Raw genomic sequence first — 15,626 nt, 5'->3', positions numbered from 1 at the left:
ATCTCCCATGTCTGAAATGACCCCACGCGAAATTGTCAGCGAACTGGACAAACACATTATCGGTCAGGACGCCGCCAAGCGTTCTGTTGCTATCGCCCTGCGTAACCGCTGGCGTCGGATGCAGCTTAACGAAGAGCTGCGTCATGAAGTCACGCCGAAAAACATTCTGATGATCGGCCCAACCGGCGTCGGTAAAACCGAAATCGCCCGTCGTCTGGCAAAACTGGCTAACGCGCCGTTTATCAAAGTTGAAGCGACGAAGTTCACCGAAGTGGGCTATGTCGGTAAAGAAGTGGACTCCATCATCCGCGATTTGACCGATGCGGCGATCAAAATGGTTCGCATGCAGTCCATCGATAAGAACCGTTACCGCGCGGAAGAGCTGGCGGAAGAGCGCGTGCTTGACGTGCTGATCCCACCGGCGAAGAACAACTGGGGCCAGACTGAGCCGTCGCAGGAACCGTCTGCAGCGCGCCAGGCGTTCCGTAAAAAACTGCGTGAAGGCCAGCTGGACGATAAAGAGATTGAAATCGATCTCGCTGCGGCGCCGATGGGCGTTGAAATCATGTCCCCTCCGGGCATGGAAGAGATGACCAGCCAGCTGCAGTCTATGTTCCAGAACCTCGGCGGCCAGAAGCAGAAACCGCGTAAGCTGAAAATCAAAGACGCGATGAAGCTGCTGATTGAAGAAGAAGCGGCCAAACTAGTCAATCCGGAAGAGCTGAAGCAGGAAGCCATCGACGCTGTAGAGCAGCACGGTATCGTCTTTATCGACGAAATTGACAAAATCTGTAAGCGCGGCGGCAACACCTCCGGCCCGGACGTCTCCCGCGAAGGCGTACAGCGCGACCTGCTGCCGCTGGTGGAAGGCTGCACCGTCTCCACCAAACATGGGATGGTCAAGACCGACCACATCCTGTTTATCGCCTCCGGCGCATTCCAGGTGGCCAGCCCATCCGATCTGATCCCGGAACTGCAGGGGCGTCTGCCGATCCGCGTTGAGCTGAAGGCGCTGACCACCCACGACTTCGAGCGCATCCTGACCGAGCCGAATGCCTCCATCACCGTGCAGTACAAGGCGCTGATGGCGACCGAAGGGGTGAACATCGAATTCACCGAAGACGGCATCAAGCGCATCGCCCAGGCCGCATGGCAGGTAAACGAAACCACCGAGAACATCGGTGCGCGTCGCCTGCACACCGTGCTGGAGCGCCTGGTGGAAGATATCTCCTATGATGCCAGCGAGATGAACGGCCAGACCGTCACTATCGATGCCGAATATGTGAGTAAACACCTGGATGTTCTGGTGGCAGATGAAGATCTGAGCCGTTTTATCCTATAATCCGGTGCAATGCATTTTCATCACTGTTGATGGGGGCTATCGCCCCCATTTTTATTGGCTAAAATAACTATGACTGATATCAGCCGTTCACAGGCGTGGCTGGAAAGCCTGCGTCCTAAAACGTTACCGCTGGCATTTGCCGCGATTATTGTTGGCACCGTCCTTGCCTGGGAGCAGGGCCATTTTGATCCCTGGGTTGCCCTGCTGGCGCTGATCACTGCCGGCTTGCTGCAAATTCTTTCCAACCTCGCCAATGACTACGGCGACGCGGTTAAGGGGAGCGATAAACCGGATCGCATCGGGCCGCTGCGCGGGATGCAGAAAGGGGTGATTACCCCCCAGCAGATGAAGCGCGCCCTGATCGTCACCGTCGTACTCATCTGCCTGTTTGGTCTGGCGCTGCTGTGCGCCGCCTGGCAGAGCGTCGGCGATTTCATCGGCTTCCTCGCCCTGGGAGGCCTGTCTATCGTGGCCGCCATCACCTACACGGTGGGCACCCGTCCGTATGGATATATTGGTCTGGGTGATATCTCAGTACTCGTTTTCTTCGGCTGGCTGAGCGTCCTCGGCAGCTGGTATCTGCAAGCCCATAATGTGGAAGCGGCCATTTTTCTGCCGGCGACAGCCTGCGGTCTGCTGGCGACCGCCGTGCTGAACATCAATAATCTGCGCGATATCGACAGCGACCGGCAGAACGGGAAGAACACCCTCGCCGTGCGCCTGGGCCCGGTCAATGCCCGCCGCTATCATGCCTGCCTGCTGCTCGGCGCCCTGCTGTGTCTGGCGCTGTTTAACCTGCTGGCGCTGCATTCAGCCTGGGGCTGGCTGTTTATTCTCGCCACGCCGCTGCTGGTGAAACAGGCGCGCTACGTCCTGCGCGAATCCGATCCGCTGGCGATGCGGCCAATGCTCGAAAAGACGGTCAAAGGGGCTTTACTAACCAACCTGCTGTTTGTTATCGGAATTATTGCCAGTAAGCTGATGGCTTAACTGACAAATATCAATTAACAATTGATGATTTTGCCAACAATGCGATTCGCGGGATATACTAAAAACTCTCGCAGCAACTGAACGTTAAGCCTATGAAATACGATACTTCCGAGCTTTGTGACATCTACCAGGAAGATGTCAACGTCGTGGAACCGCTGTTCTCTAACTTTGGAGGACGGTCGTCGTTTGGTGGACAGATCATTACGGTTAAATGTTTCGAGGATAACGGGTTGCTCTACGATCTGCTCGAGCAGAATGGCCGTGGTCATATTCTCCTGATCGACGGCGGCGGCTCAGTACGACGCGCGTTAATTGACGCTGACCTGGCGCGTCTGGCCGTCCAGAATGAATGGGAAGGGTTGGTGGTCTATGGCGCGGTGCGCCAGGTTGACGACCTTGAGGAACTGGACATTGGTATTCAGGCGCTGGCGGCGATTCCGGTCGGCGCGGCTGGCGAAGGCATCGGCGAAAGCGACGTGCGCGTCAATTTCGGCGGGGTGACTTTCTTCTCCGGCGACCATCTGTATGCCGATAACACCGGGATGATCCTGTCGGAAGACCCGCTGGATATCGAATAAACCTTCCGCCATAAAAAAGGCCTTCTCCATGAGAAGGCCTTTTGTTTATTCGGCGCGTAACTTAGTACAGTTTCTTCGCGCAATCCAGCCAGTCGTTCTTGAACGGACGCTTCATGTTCTCGATGGCATCGATTATGTCGTGGTGCACCAGCTTCTCGTTCTGGATGCCGACGCAACGGCCGCCATGGCCCTGCAGCAGCAGCTCAATCGCATAGGCGCCCATGCGGGAAGCCAGGATGCGGTCGTAAGGAACCGGGGAACCGCCGCGCTGAATGTGGCCGAGGACGGTGGCGCGAGTTTCACGGCCAGTCTCTTTCTCGATGTAGCTTGCCAGCTCGTCAACGTCGCACATGTGCTCGGTGATGGCCACGATAGCGTGTTTTTTCCCTTTCGCGATACCGGCTTTGATTTCTGCCACCAGATCGTCACGGGTATATTCCACTTCAGGCACCATGATGAACTCACAGCCGCCGGCAATCGCCGCCGCCAGGGTCAGGTCGCCACAGTAACGGCCCATCACTTCCACCACGGAGATACGCTGGTGCGAAGAGGAGGTGTCGCGCAAACGGTCAATCGCTTCCACCACGGTGCTCAGGGCAGTAAAGAAGCCGATGGTGTAGTCAGTGCCTTTGATATCGTTGTCGATAGTGCCCGGCAGGCCGATGCATGGGAAGCCCATCTCGGTCAGGCGCATCGCCCCCATATAGGAACCGTCACCGCCGATAACCACCAGCGCGTCCAGGCCGCGCTTCTTCATGTTTTCGATAGCCACAGCGCGGATGTGTTCTTCGCGGAATTCCGGGAAGCGAGCGGAGCCCAGGAAGGTACCGCCGCGGTTGATCATGTCGGAAACGCTGTAACGGTCGAGCTGAACCATACGGTCTTCATACAATCCGAGGTAACCGTCATAGATTCCAAAAACTTCCAGACCTTCCGTTAATGCCGCGCGCACAACGCCACGAATTGCTGCGTTCATGCCCGGCGCATCACCGCCACTTGTCAACACACCGATTTTCTTAATCATGACTACCTCTGAACTTAGGAAGCAAAAAATAATTCTGTTGCCTGAAGCGCTCCCTCACCAGGAGTGCACGACGCTAATGACAATAGTATATCAAACGCCTCAAGCTGAATTGATTCAGGTCAGACCAAACGGCGGTAATTTATACAAAAAATGCCGATCTGCCCCACATTTTTACATCGAGTTTACAGACTATAACCTAACGCTCAAAAAAGCCCTGCTGCGCCGCTGGCACCACAGAGCTGGGATCCTGATGGATAATGACATCGGACCCCGGGAAACGGCGCAGAATCGCCTGCTCCACCTGGTCTGCAATCACGTGGGCTTGCACCAGCGGGAGGTTATCTTCCATTTCCAAATGAATCTGAATAAAGCGGGTCGGCCCTGACTGCCGCGTTCGTAGATCGTGCGCCCCGCGGATGCCGGGCCATGCGGTCACGATGGTGATAATGTCCTGACGCTCCTCGTCAGGCAAGGCGCGGTCGAGTAGTGACTGAACCGCCTCATAGCCCATCCGCAGCGCGCTATATAAAATATAGATGCCAATCCCCAGGGCAAACAACGCGTCGGCGCGATGCCAGCCGTACCAGGAGAGGCCCAGCGCCACCAGAATGGCGCCGTTCATCATAACATCAGACTGATAATGAAGCATATCCGCCCGCACCGCCTGGCTCTGGGTTTTTCGCACCACCCAGCGCTGGAAAGTCACCAGCGCCAGCGTACTAACGAGGGCGATCAATGTGACGACGACCCCGACGCCGGCGGCCTGCAGCGGCTCCGGACGCACCAGGTGCTGAATGCCGGTGAGAAACAGGAACAGCGCCGAGCCGGAGATAAACATGCTTTGCGCCAGCGCCGCCAGCGACTCCGCTTTGCCATGACCAAAGGTATGTTCTTCATCAGCAGGCTGTAGCGAATAGCGAACCACCAGCAGGTTGGTCAGCGAGGCGGCAATGTCCACCAGCGAATCCACCAGCGCAGCCAGAATACTGACAGAACCGGTATACCACCACGCAAAAATTTTGATCAAAAGTAACGCGGAGGCCATAGCCGTCGCGGCGATAGCGGCGCGACTGACCAACCGGCCATAAGATTGATTCATATAGGCTCCTTCTCCTGCAATTCGCTTAGTATAACCCGAACTTGTGACGCTCACGGGATAGGCGAAGGAGTTGATTTACCGTAAAAAGGGCAAAAAAAACCCCCACATCATGTGGGGGAAGACAGGGATGGTGTCTATGGCAAGGAAAACAGGGTTTGTTACTGGGGTTGCAGGGTGTTGCTACTACTCGAAAGCATCATCGCTGAGCCTTTCTGCATCCTTGCAACCTCACGCAACTGATCCATACGCTGCTGGTGCTTAGCATTTAAAACCGCTTGCTGCTCTGGCGTAAGCAGGTGGTACATCTGGTTGCGAACCTTAGCCATCTCGACCTGGCGGGCAACCTGTTCCTGCGCCATCTTTTCTGCCTGAGCGCGCACAGCGTTTTCATCAAAATTTTCTGCGGTGACAAGGCGATGCATTGTCTCCATTTCGCTAACATTAACGGGGAGCCTGTCGTGGCGTGCCCGTTGCATAAGATCCCGTAACTGCTGACGTTGCTGCTCGGTTAAACTTATGCCGTCAAACATATGGCTTTGGCTACCGCGCTGTCCCCCGTCGTCTCCGGGGAGCCAGTTAACGCTGGTAACGACTTCAGCGGCCTGGCTATATGCACTTAGCGCCAGCGTTGAGGCCATGACGGCAGCGATAACATTGCGCATCACATACTCCCAAAACGTTTGTGTCGCGATTCAACGAGAGACAGTCTACGATTCAGGCTGCAAACATGCGTCAGGGGGTGTAAAACAACGTAAAGTCATGGATTAGCGGGCCTTGATGACGTAATTTCTGCCTCGGAGGTATTTAAACAATGAATAAAATCCTGTTAGTTGATGATGACCGGGAGCTCACCTCCCTGTTAAAAGAGCTGCTCGATATGGAAGGTTTTAACGTGCTGGTGGCCCATGATGGGGAACAGGCGCTGGCCCTTCTGGACGACAGCGTTGATTTATTGCTGCTCGACGTGATGATGCCGAAGAAAAACGGTATCGATACGCTGAAAGAGCTGCGTCAGACACACCAGACTCCGGTTATCATGCTAACAGCGCGCGGAAGCGAGCTGGATCGCGTTCTCGGCCTCGAGCTGGGCGCGGATGACTATTTGCCTAAGCCATTCAACGATCGCGAGCTGGTGGCCCGTATACGCGCGATTCTGCGCCGTTCCCACTGGAGCGAGCAGCAGCAGACGACCGAAGCCGGCTCACCAACCCTGGAAGTGGATGCCTTAAGCCTCAATCCGGGCCGCCAGGAAGCCAATTTCGATGGCCAGACGCTGGAGCTCACCGGCACCGAGTTCACCCTGCTCTATCTGTTAGCGCAGCATCTCGGTCAGGTAGTCTCCCGTGAGCATTTAAGCCAGGAAGTGTTAGGCAAGCGCCTGACGCCGTTCGACCGCGCCATCGATATGCATATTTCCAACCTGCGGCGTAAGCTGCCGGAGCGCAAAGATGGCCATCCGTGGTTTAAAACGCTGCGTGGCCGCGGGTATCTGATGGTTTCCGCTTCATGATTGGAAGTTTGACTGCACGCATCTTCGCCATCTTCTGGCTCACGCTGGCGCTGGTGTTGATGCTGGTGCTGATGTTGCCCAAACTGGATTCCCGGCAGATGACCGAGCTGCTGGAAAGCGAGCAGCGTCAGGGCATCATGATCGAGCAGCACGTCGAGGCCGAGCTGGCCAACGATCCGCCAAACGACCTGATGTGGTGGCGTCGTTTGTTTCGCGCCATCGATAAATGGGCGCCTCCGGGACAACGCCTGCTGCTGGTGACCAGCGAAGGCCGCGTGATCGGCGCAGAACGCAACGAAATGCAGATCATTCGTAACTTTATCGGCCAGGCCGATAACGCCGATCATCCGCAGAAAAAACGCTATGGCCGCCTGGAAATGGTGGGCCCGTTTTCCGTCCGGGACGGGGAGGATAACTATCAGCTCTATCTGATTCGTCCCGCCAGCACCTCACAATCCGACTTTATCAACCTGCTGTTTGACCGGCCGCTGCTGCTGCTGATCGTCACGATGCTGGTCAGCGCCCCGCTGCTGCTGTGGCTGGCGTGGAGCCTGGCGAAACCGGCGCGTAAGCTGAAAAATGCCGCCGATGAAGTCGCCCAGGGCAACCTGCGCCAGCATCCGGAGCTGGAAGCCGGGCCGCAGGAGTTTTTAGCCGCTGGCGCCAGTTTTAACCAGATGGTGACGGCCCTGGAGCGGATGATGACCAGCCAGCAGCGGCTGCTGTCCGATATCTCGCACGAGCTGCGCACGCCGCTTACGCGCCTGCAATTGGGTACCGCCCTGCTGCGTCGCCGCAGCGGAGAGAGCAAGGAGCTGGAGCGTATCGAAACCGAAGCGCACCGGCTGGACAGCATGATCAACGACCTGCTGGTGATGTCGCGCAATCAGGCGAAAAACGCCCTGGTCAGCGAGACGGTGAAAGCCAATCAGCTATGGAACGAAGTGTTGGACAATGCGGCCTTTGAAGCTGAGCAGATGGGGAAATCTTTCACCGTTGAGTATCCGCCGGGCCCATGGCCGCTGTACGGTAACCCTAATGCGCTGGAAAGCGCGCTGGAGAATATCGTGCGCAACGCCCTGCGCTACTCGCATACGAAAATTTCCGTCAGCTTCTCGGTGGATAAAGACGGGATTACGGTTAACGTCGATGACGACGGCCCGGGAGTCAGCCCGGAGGATCGCGAACAGATTTTCCGGCCATTCTACCGGACCGACGAGGCGCGCGACCGCGAGTCCGGCGGCACCGGCCTGGGGCTGGCGATTGTCGAAACCGCTATTCAGCAGCACCGCGGCTGGGTGAAGGCCGACGACAGCCCGCTGGGTGGTCTGCGTTTAACAATCTGGCTGCCGCTGTATAAACGAACCTGACGCCGACCCGGCCTGCGCTGTGCGGCGCTGCGCCGGGAGCATCCCCGGGAATACTTAATATGGGGGATTATTTCCCCCATAATCTCCGCGAACTATCCTCTATCTTGCCGCTTAAACGCCGTTTCTGCATCGTTCGGCTCCAGCTAACAGACAGGCCCGCTGCCGACAATAAGCGGTGGTACTGATCATCATCAAACGGCATCTGCCAGGCAATCGCCCCGGCCTCATGAACGCTGACATCACTCAGCCGGGAAACCAGCTCGAGCGGCGCATCGCTGGAAACTTGCCCTCCGGCAATCACCCGGTACAGCCAGCCGGTTTTTCCGCTGTTTTGCATCAGCTGCGCCATATCATTGATCGCAAAATGAAAGTTGAGCTTGAAGCACGGCGATCGCGGCTGGGTGACCTGGATCAGCGCCTCGCCCCAGCGAAAGATATCGCCGATATAAACGTTTTGCTCGGTAAGCCCGGTGGTGGAGAGGTTTTCGCCGAACGCCGGCGCGCAGAACCGCTCGGCCTGCTGGGGGAAGTCACGGATCCAGTCGGCATAGTGTTCGCGCGGATAATGACACAGCGCGCGGTCCGGCCCGCCGTGGATTTTCTTCTCCGCCTGCTGGTCCCCATCGAGACCGAGATCGCCGAGCTGCAATTCTCCGTCGACCTGGATTTTGTCGATCGCGCTGGGGCGACTGCCCGCGTAGTCCCTGATTTTGCCGACAAAGACATTCACCGGATAATGCATGGCTGCTCTCCTTGCTACAGATATAAAAAAAGCGAGTCATCAGACTCGCTTCTCTTTTAGCGCAATGCAACCTTATTTTTTGGCGGCAAAACGCGCTGCAGCTTCGTCCCAGTTCACTACGTCCCAGAAGGCTTTGATGTAGTCCGGGCGGCGGTTCTGGAATTTCAGGTAGTAAGCGTGTTCCCAGACGTCCAGGCCGATAATCGGGAAGCCGGAAGCGCCGGAAATGGCTTCGCCCATCAGCGGGGAATCCTGGTTGGCGGTGGAGACAACGGCCAGTTTATCACCTTTCAGGACCAGCCACGCCCAGCCGGAGCCGAAACGGGTAGCAGCGGCTTTTTCGAATTCCGCTTTGAAGTTCTCCACGGAACCGAAATCGCGCTCGATAGCCGCTTTCAGGTCGCCCTGCAGGGTGGTACCGGTTTTCAGGCCTTTCCAGAACAGGCTGTGGTTCGCGTGGCCGCCGGCGTTGTTACGCAGTACGGTTTTTTTGTCAGCCGGCAGCTGATCCAGCTTGGTAATCAGCTCTTCAGCGGACAGGTTAGCGAACTCCGGCAGGCTTTCCAGCGCGGCGTTGGCATTGTTCACGTAGGTCTGGTGGTGTTTAGTGTGATGGATCTCCATCGTCTGCTTGTCGAAGTGCGGTTCCAGAGCATCGTAAGCGTAAGGCAGGGATGGCAGGGTATAGCTCATAATCATCTCCATTATTGTCGAGCGGCTCAAGTGTTAACGCCGCGTAAGCAGTTTGTCCATTATAGTTAATTAAATGGTATTGAAAATGCTTATCAATGCCGTATTTTTCATATGGATATAACCAGAAGAAATACCCGTCGTTTTGTGATGTAGAACAACTAATTAAGCCCATGGTTGCCAGGGTTAGCCATCCTGTGGCAACGTCCTGAAGGCGGCCAAAGCGGCCAATTTTTACACTCATCCCATCGGAAGCCGCCGTCTCCGATAAAAAAAGATGAGGATAAAATCAATGAACCACGCGATTACGATGGGTATTTTTTGGCATTTGATAGGGGCCGCCAGTGCCGCCTGTTTCTATGCCCCGTTCAAGAAAGTAAAACACTGGTCGTGGGAAACCATGTGGTCGGTCGGGGGGATCGTCTCCTGGCTGATTCTGCCCTGGGCCATCAGCGCCACGCTGTTACCCGACTTCTGGGCCTACTACCGCTCTTTTAGCGCCTCCACGCTGCTGCCGGTCTTTCTGTTCGGCGCCATGTGGGGCATTGGTAATATCAACTATGGCCTGACCATGCGCTATCTTGGCATGTCGATGGGGATTGGCATCGCCATTGGCATCACGCTGATTGTCGGCACGCTGATGACGCCGATTATTAACGGTCAGTTTGCAGTGCTGATGCACACCCAGGGCGGTCAAATGACGCTGCTCGGCGTGCTGGTGGCGGTGATTGGCGTCGGCATCGTCACCCGCGCAGGCCAGCTGAAAGAGCGCAAAATGGGCATCAAAGCCGAAGAGTTCAATCTGAAGAAAGGGCTTCTGCTGGCGGTAATGTGCGGTATCTTCTCCGCAGGGATGTCGTTCGCGATGAACGCCGCCAAACCGATGCATGATGCCGCCGCGGCGCTCGGCGTCGACCCGCTGTACGCAGCGCTGCCAAGCTACGTGGTGATTATGGGCGGCGGGGCGCTGGTTAACCTTGGCTTCTGCTTTATTCGTCTGGCGAAAGTGAAGAACCTGTCAGTCAAAGCCGATTTCTCGCTGGCCAAACCGCTTATCATCAGCAACCTTCTGCTCTCCGCCCTCGGCGGTCTGATGTGGTATCTCCAGTTCTTCTTCTATGCCTGGGGCCACGCCAGCATTCCGGCGCAGTATGATTATATGAGCTGGATGCTGCACATGAGTTTCTACGTGCTGTGCGGCGGTGTGGTGGGTCTGGTGCTGAAGGAGTGGAACAACGCCGGCCGTCGTCCGGTGAGCGTCCTGAGCCTCGGCTGCGTGGTGATTATCATCGCCGCCAATATCGTCGGTCTGGGAATGGCCAGTTAATCACCGGATCATCTGCCTGACAACGACGCTCTTCAGGCGGCGGCGCGACTGCGCTGCCGCCACTGCCCCGGCGACATGCCGATTTCCCGGCTAAAAACCACCGAAAAGTAGTTACTGTCCTCAAAGCCGCACTGCATGGCGATATCGCCGATTAAGCGCTCGGTATGCTGCAGCAGATACTGCGCATGGCAGATCCGCAGCTGGCGTAAATAGTGATTGATGGTCATCCCGGTTTGCTGGCGAAACTGCTGGCGAAGCGCCCGCTCGCTGCCGCCCTCCTGCTCGCAGAAACGCTCCAGAACAAAGGGGCGGCTGAGGCTGGCCGCCAGCGCGGCCAGCAGTTTGTCCAGCAGCGCTTCGCGCTGCGTCGCCGCGGGATCATCCGTCGCGTAGCGATGGCGCTGCAACGTCAGCGCCAGCTGGGCAAAAAGCAGTTCGGCCATCGCATTTCCCTGCGCGTCGCGCCGGGCGCACTCATGCTCAAGCTGGCTAATCACCTGGCGCGCCTGCGCCATACCTGTGCTGCCCATGCGCCAGTGGGGCTTCCACGGCGTACCGAAGAGGCCAGGGATCGCCCCGGCCCAGTCAAAATTGAGCTGCAGCCGCTCCGGGCAATAGATGATGTTCTGCAGAACCAGATCGTTAACGGAAGCATAGGAGTGTTTATCTTCGGCGCGAATGTAGAACAGATCGCCGCGGGTAATGCGCCAGGGACGATCGTTAAGGACGTGCAGCCCGTTGCCTCGCCACACCAGCACCAGCTCGCAGAACTCATGGGTATGTTCGGCAAAGACATTTTGCGGGTAGCGGTCTGCCACCGCCACTGCCTGTGTGGCGGAAGGGAAAAACTCCTCTTTACGTAAAATCAGACCGGCCACGGCTCACACTCCAAACGCGGATAACGGCGCATTATTCGCGTTTTTAGTCTGCAATACGTTGACTCTTCTCGCGTTACTGAAGAATGGCGTCGCGCCCCTGGCGGATATCGCGCGGCGACCAGTCGAACTCCCGGCGAAAAAGCGTCGAAAAGTGGTTACTGTCGCCGAAGCCGCAGCGATAAGCGATATCAGTCACGCTTTCATCGCTGTGGCGCAGCAGGTGGCGGGCTTTCATCAGGCGCACCCGATTAAGATAGCGCTGTGGCGTCAGACCGGTCTGCTGCTTCAGCTGGCGGTGCAGCGTACGCAGCGACAGCGAAAACTGCGCCGCCACCTCCTCCCAGCAGATCTCCTGCGCAAAATGGTCTTCGAGCCAGGCCAACAGCTGATTCAGCCGCGCATCGTTGTTGGTGGCCTCTTCCGCAAGGCTGCTTTTACGTAACAGCACCAGCAGCTGCATAAACAGGATCTCACGGCTGGCGACGGCATGAGTATCCGTATCGCTCCCCACGGCCTCGATCTGCGCCACGATATGCCGCACCTGTTGCAGGACGGTTTGATTCACCCGCCAGTGCGAGGGGTAGTTTCCTTCCTGTTCCTGGGGCAGTAGTTGACTGACCCCGGCGAGAAAGCGAAACGCATCCGGCGCGCGATAGAGCACATTGGTCAGACACAGATTATCCGTGTGCTCGTAAAGATGGCGGTCGTGATCGCGGATAAAACAGACCGAACCGCCGCCAATGGTGTAGGGCTGGCCATTGAAGACGTGAATACCCGATCCCTGCTCCACGATAACTATTTCATGGAAATCATGGTGATGTTCCGGAAAGGCCGACTGAGGGAGGCGGGGTTCAATAGCCACCGTCGAGATCCCGGCCTTAAAGAAATCCGTACTGTGCAATATGGTCATGATGCCACCCTCGTAATGAGAAAAATTATCAGTCACCGGCTGATAGTAATGAAGGGTTGGCTATCCGGCCTTCAATTTTTGACCGCGAAATTCGTAAATCCTGCCGCTTTTTCAAGAATCAGCCGGAAAGATGCGGAACTGCGGAGGCCATCACATCCCCCTCGCCATCCCCTAAAACCGCAAACTGTGATGTCCCTCACGGTCACCTTTGCTTTCTTGCCAGCGGCCAGTTTTGGCTGTCCGTAGCGAGAAGGTGTCAGTAAACGGCCTTTTTTAGACTGCGGACAATGATTTTAAGAAGGATCGTTTCATGAGTATTCGTCATTGTGTCGCTGTCGATTTAGGCGCCTCCAGCGGGCGGGTGATGCTCGCCAGCTATCAGCCCGGGCCGCGCGCCCTGACGCTGCGCGAAATTCATCGCTTCACCAATAGTCTGCAGAAAGTAGACGGCTTCGACTGCTGGGATGTAGATAGCCTGGAAGGCGAGATCCGCCGCGGGCTGGAGAAAGTGTGTGAGCAGGGCATTCTGATAGACAGTATCGGCATCGATACCTGGGGGGTAGATTATGTCCTGCTGGATAAGCAGGGCCAGCGCGTCGGGCTGCCGATCTCCTATCGTGACGACCGCACCCAGGGCCTGCTGCGTCACGCTGAAGCGCAGCTGGGCCGGGCGGAAATCTATCGCCGCAGCGGCATTCAGTTTTTGCCGTTTAACACGCTTTATCAGCTGCGCGCGCTGGTGGAGCAGCAGCCGGAGCTGGTCAGTCAGGCTGCCCATGCCCTGCTGATCCCCGACTATTTCAGCTTCCGCCTGACCGGCAATCTGAACTGGGAATATACCAACGCCACCACCACCCAGCTGGTCAATATTAACAGCGATAGCTGGGATGAGACGCTGCTGAACTGGACCGGCGCGCCGTTGGCGTGGTTCGGAAAGCCGACCCACCCCGGCAATGTGATAGGCCACTGGATCTGCCCGCAGGGTAACCGAATTCCGGTAGTCGCTGTCGCCAGCCACGACACCGCCAGCGCGGTGATCGCCTCCCCGCTGGCCGACCGCCATGCCGCCTATCTCTCCTCCGGCACCTGGTCGCTGATGGGGTTTGAAAGCCTGACGCCGTACACCTGCGACGCGGCGCTGCAGGCCAATATCACCAACGAAGGCGGAGCCGAAGGCCGCTATCGGGTGCTGAAAAATATCATGGGCCTGTGGCTGCTGCAGCGGGTGCTAAAAGAGCAAAACGTCAGCGACCTGCAGGGGCTGATCGCCCGCACCGCCGCGCTACCGGCGTGCCGCTTCATAATTGACTGCAACGATGACCGCTTTATCAACCCGGCCAGTATGAGCGCCGAGATCCAGGCCGCCTGTCGCGACGCCGGGCAGCCGGTTCCTGAAAGCGATGCCGAACTGGCGCGCTGCATTTTCGACAGCCTGGCGCTGCTCTACGCCCGGGTGCTTAACGAGCTGGCGGCGCTGCGCGGCCACCCCTTCAGCCAGCTGCATATCGTCGGCGGCGGCTGTCAGAACACGCTGCTCAACCAGCTGTGCGCTGACGCCTGCGGGATCGCCGTCGTGGCCGGCCCGATAGAGGCCTCCACCCTCGGCAATATCGGCATCCAGTTAATGACCCTCGACGAGCTGGCCAATGTCGATGAGTTTCGTCAGGTAGTGCGCGGCAACGCGGCGCTCACCACTTTTACCCCCAATCCTGATAGTGAAATTGCCCGTTTCGTGGCGCAGTTTCAGCCACAACAGACCAAGGAGCTTTGCGCATGACCACTCAACTTGAACAAGCCTGGGAAATTGCTAAGCAGCGCTACGCCGCCGTCGGCGTGGATGTCGAGGAGGCCCTGCGCCAGCTGGACCGTCTGCCCGTCTCCATGCACTGCTGGCAGGGTGACGACGTCGCCGGTTTCGAAAACCCGGCGGGAAGCCTGACAGGCGGCATCCAGGCGACCGGCAACTACCCGGGCAAAGCGCGCAATGCAGAAGAACTCCGCGCTGACCTTGAGCAGGCGCTGAGCCTGATCCCGGGGCCAAAGCGTCTCAATCTGCACGCTATTTACCTGGAATCCGACGCGCCGGTAGCGCGCAATGAGATTAAGCCGGAGCACTTTAAAAACTGGGTTACGTGGGCGAAAGCCAACAAACTGGGGCTGGATTTCAACCCCTCCTGCTTCTCGCATCCGCTGAGCGCCGACGGCTTTACCCTGTCGCACGCCAACGATGAGATCCGCCAGTTCTGGATCGACCACTGCAAAGCCAGCCGCCGCGTATCCGCTTATTTTGGCGAACAGCTGGGCACGCCGTCGGTGATGAATATCTGGGTGCCGGACGGCATGAAGGATATAACCGTTGACCGCTTCGCCCCGCGCCAGCGGCTGCTGAACGCCCTTGATGAGGTGATCAGCGAGAAGCTCGACCCGGCGCACCATATCGACGCCGTGGAGAGCAAGCTGTTCGGCATCGGCGCCGAAAGCTACACCGTCGGCTCCAACGAGTTCTATATGGGTTACGCCACCAGCCGTCAGACGGCGCTGTGCCTCGATGCCGGCCACTTCCATCCGACGGAAGTGATCTCCGACAAGATCTCCGCCGCCATGCTCTACATCCCGCGCCTGCTGCTGCACGTCAGCCGCCCGGTGCGCTGGGACAGCGACCACGTGGTGCTGCTGGATGATGAAACCCAGGCCATCGCCAGCGAAATCATTCGCCATAACCTGTTTGACCGCGTGCACATCGGCCTCGACTTCTTCGATGCCTCCATCAACCGCATCGCGGCCTGGGTGATTGGCACCCGCAATATGAAAAAAGCGCTGCTGCGCGCCCTGCTGGAACCGACCGCCCAGCTGCGCCAGCTGGAGAACGACGGCGATTACACCGCCCGCCTGGCGCTGCTCGAAGAGCAAAAATCGCTGCCGTGGCAGGCCATCTGGGAGATGTACTGTCAGCGTCACGACACGCCGGCGGGCAGCCAGTGGCTGGACAGCGTACGGGCTTATGAGAATGCGGTTCTGAGCCAGCGCGGGTAATGCACGAGCTTCCCCGGGTCGCGGCTGACGCCTTACCCGGGCTACGAACCGGTAGCCCGGATAAGCCGTTTACGGCGCAATCCGGGGGCACGCACATATTTAGGGTGAGGGGGTCAACCCCGCACCGAATCAA

Annotated in this window: 15 protein-coding genes; 8 read left to right on the top strand and 7 right to left on the bottom strand. The window is 57.7% G+C overall.

Annotated features, from left to right (window positions below):
* Positions 1-7: 7 nt before the first annotated feature.
* The 3 genes from KPHS_00780 (at position 8) to KPHS_00760 (ending at position 2,910) form a co-directional block, all read left to right on the top strand.
* Complete coding sequence (locus KPHS_00780) at positions 8-1,342, top strand: ATP-dependent protease ATP-binding subunit (protein ID YP_005224378.1); 1,335 nt, start codon at positions 8-10, stop codon at positions 1,340-1,342.
* Positions 1,343-1,411: 69 nt separating this feature from the next.
* Complete coding sequence (locus tag KPHS_00770; RefSeq protein YP_005224377.1) at positions 1,412-2,332, top strand: 1,4-dihydroxy-2-naphthoate octaprenyltransferase; 921 nt, start codon at positions 1,412-1,414, stop codon at positions 2,330-2,332.
* A 230-nt stretch (positions 2,333-2,562) separates the two neighbouring features.
* Entirely contained in the window at positions 2,563-2,910 is a 348-nt protein-coding gene (locus KPHS_00760) for a ribonuclease activity regulator protein RraA (RefSeq protein YP_005224376.1), read from the top strand.
* A 61-nt stretch (positions 2,911-2,971) separates the two neighbouring features.
* Here KPHS_00760 and KPHS_00750 read toward each other — a convergent pair whose 3' ends face one another.
* The 3 genes from KPHS_00750 to KPHS_00730 form a co-directional block, all read right to left on the bottom strand.
* Positions 2,972-3,934, bottom strand: coding sequence for a 6-phosphofructokinase (locus KPHS_00750; RefSeq protein YP_005224375.1), 963 nt, complete (start codon positions 3,932-3,934; stop codon positions 2,972-2,974).
* Between the two features lie 196 nt (positions 3,935-4,130).
* Positions 4,131-5,033, bottom strand: a complete 903-nt coding sequence (locus tag KPHS_00740; RefSeq protein YP_005224374.1) for a ferrous iron efflux protein F — start codon at positions 5,031-5,033, stop codon at positions 4,131-4,133.
* A 158-nt stretch (positions 5,034-5,191) separates the two neighbouring features.
* Positions 5,192-5,695, bottom strand: coding sequence for a periplasmic repressor of stress-related two-component regulatory system (locus KPHS_00730; RefSeq protein YP_005224373.1), 504 nt, complete (start codon positions 5,693-5,695; stop codon positions 5,192-5,194).
* 149 nt (positions 5,696-5,844) lie between these two features.
* Between KPHS_00730 and KPHS_00720 the strand changes: the two genes are divergently transcribed.
* On the top strand, positions 5,845-6,543 hold the full coding sequence (locus tag KPHS_00720; RefSeq protein ID YP_005224372.1) for a DNA-binding transcriptional regulator CpxR: 699 nt from the start codon (positions 5,845-5,847) through the stop codon (positions 6,541-6,543).
* 8 nt (positions 6,544-6,551) lie between these two features.
* Positions 6,552-7,913 (top strand): two-component sensor protein, encoded by a 1,362-nt coding sequence (locus tag KPHS_00710; protein YP_005224371.1) that lies wholly within the window; start codon positions 6,552-6,554, stop codon positions 7,911-7,913.
* Positions 7,914-7,980: 67 nt separating this feature from the next.
* On the opposite strand, the gene KPHS_00700 is transcribed toward KPHS_00710, so the two are convergent.
* Both KPHS_00700 and KPHS_00690 read right to left on the bottom strand, forming a co-directional pair.
* Positions 7,981-8,655 (bottom strand): 6-N-hydroxylaminopurine resistance protein, encoded by a 675-nt coding sequence (locus KPHS_00700; RefSeq protein YP_005224370.1) that lies wholly within the window; start codon positions 8,653-8,655, stop codon positions 7,981-7,983.
* Positions 8,656-8,727: 72 nt separating this feature from the next.
* On the bottom strand, positions 8,728-9,348 hold the full coding sequence (locus KPHS_00690; RefSeq protein ID YP_005224369.1) for a superoxide dismutase: 621 nt from the start codon (positions 9,346-9,348) through the stop codon (positions 8,728-8,730).
* A gap of 289 nt (positions 9,349-9,637) precedes the next feature.
* Between KPHS_00690 and KPHS_00680 the strand changes: the two genes are divergently transcribed.
* Positions 9,638-10,672: a rhamnose-proton symporter gene (locus KPHS_00680; RefSeq protein ID YP_005224368.1), complete on the top strand. Its 1,035-nt coding sequence runs from the start codon at positions 9,638-9,640 to the stop codon at positions 10,670-10,672.
* A gap of 32 nt (positions 10,673-10,704) precedes the next feature.
* Here KPHS_00680 and KPHS_00670 read toward each other — a convergent pair whose 3' ends face one another.
* The gene (locus KPHS_00670; protein ID YP_005224367.1) at positions 10,705-11,550 is read right to left on the bottom strand and encodes a rhaRS operon positive regulator; all 846 of its coding nucleotides are present in this window, start codon (positions 11,548-11,550) and stop codon (positions 10,705-10,707) included.
* Between the two features lie 73 nt (positions 11,551-11,623).
* On the bottom strand, positions 11,624-12,460 hold the full coding sequence (locus KPHS_00660; RefSeq protein ID YP_005224366.1) for a transcriptional activator RhaS: 837 nt from the start codon (positions 12,458-12,460) through the stop codon (positions 11,624-11,626).
* A 310-nt stretch (positions 12,461-12,770) separates the two neighbouring features.
* On the opposite strand from KPHS_00660, the gene KPHS_00650 reads away from it, so the two are divergent.
* Together KPHS_00650 and KPHS_00640 are read left to right on the top strand one after the other, a co-directional pair.
* Positions 12,771-14,237 carry a rhamnulokinase gene (locus KPHS_00650; protein YP_005224365.1) on the top strand — a complete coding sequence of 489 codons (1,467 nt, stop codon included), beginning with the start codon at positions 12,771-12,773 and terminating at the stop codon, positions 14,235-14,237.
* Complete coding sequence (locus KPHS_00640) at positions 14,234-15,493, top strand: L-rhamnose isomerase (protein ID YP_005224364.1); 1,260 nt, start codon at positions 14,234-14,236, stop codon at positions 15,491-15,493. Before KPHS_00650 ends, KPHS_00640 begins: the two co-directional genes overlap by 4 nt.
* The last annotated feature ends 133 nt before the right edge of the window (positions 15,494-15,626 follow it).

The sequence above is a fragment of the Klebsiella pneumoniae subsp. pneumoniae HS11286 genome (genome assembly GCF_000240185.1).
In the GTDB taxonomy this organism is placed as follows: Bacteria; Pseudomonadota; Gammaproteobacteria; order Enterobacterales; family Enterobacteriaceae; genus Klebsiella; species Klebsiella pneumoniae.
Note: the sequence above shows the minus strand (reverse complement) of the source record. Positions and strands in the feature narration are given on the sequence as shown.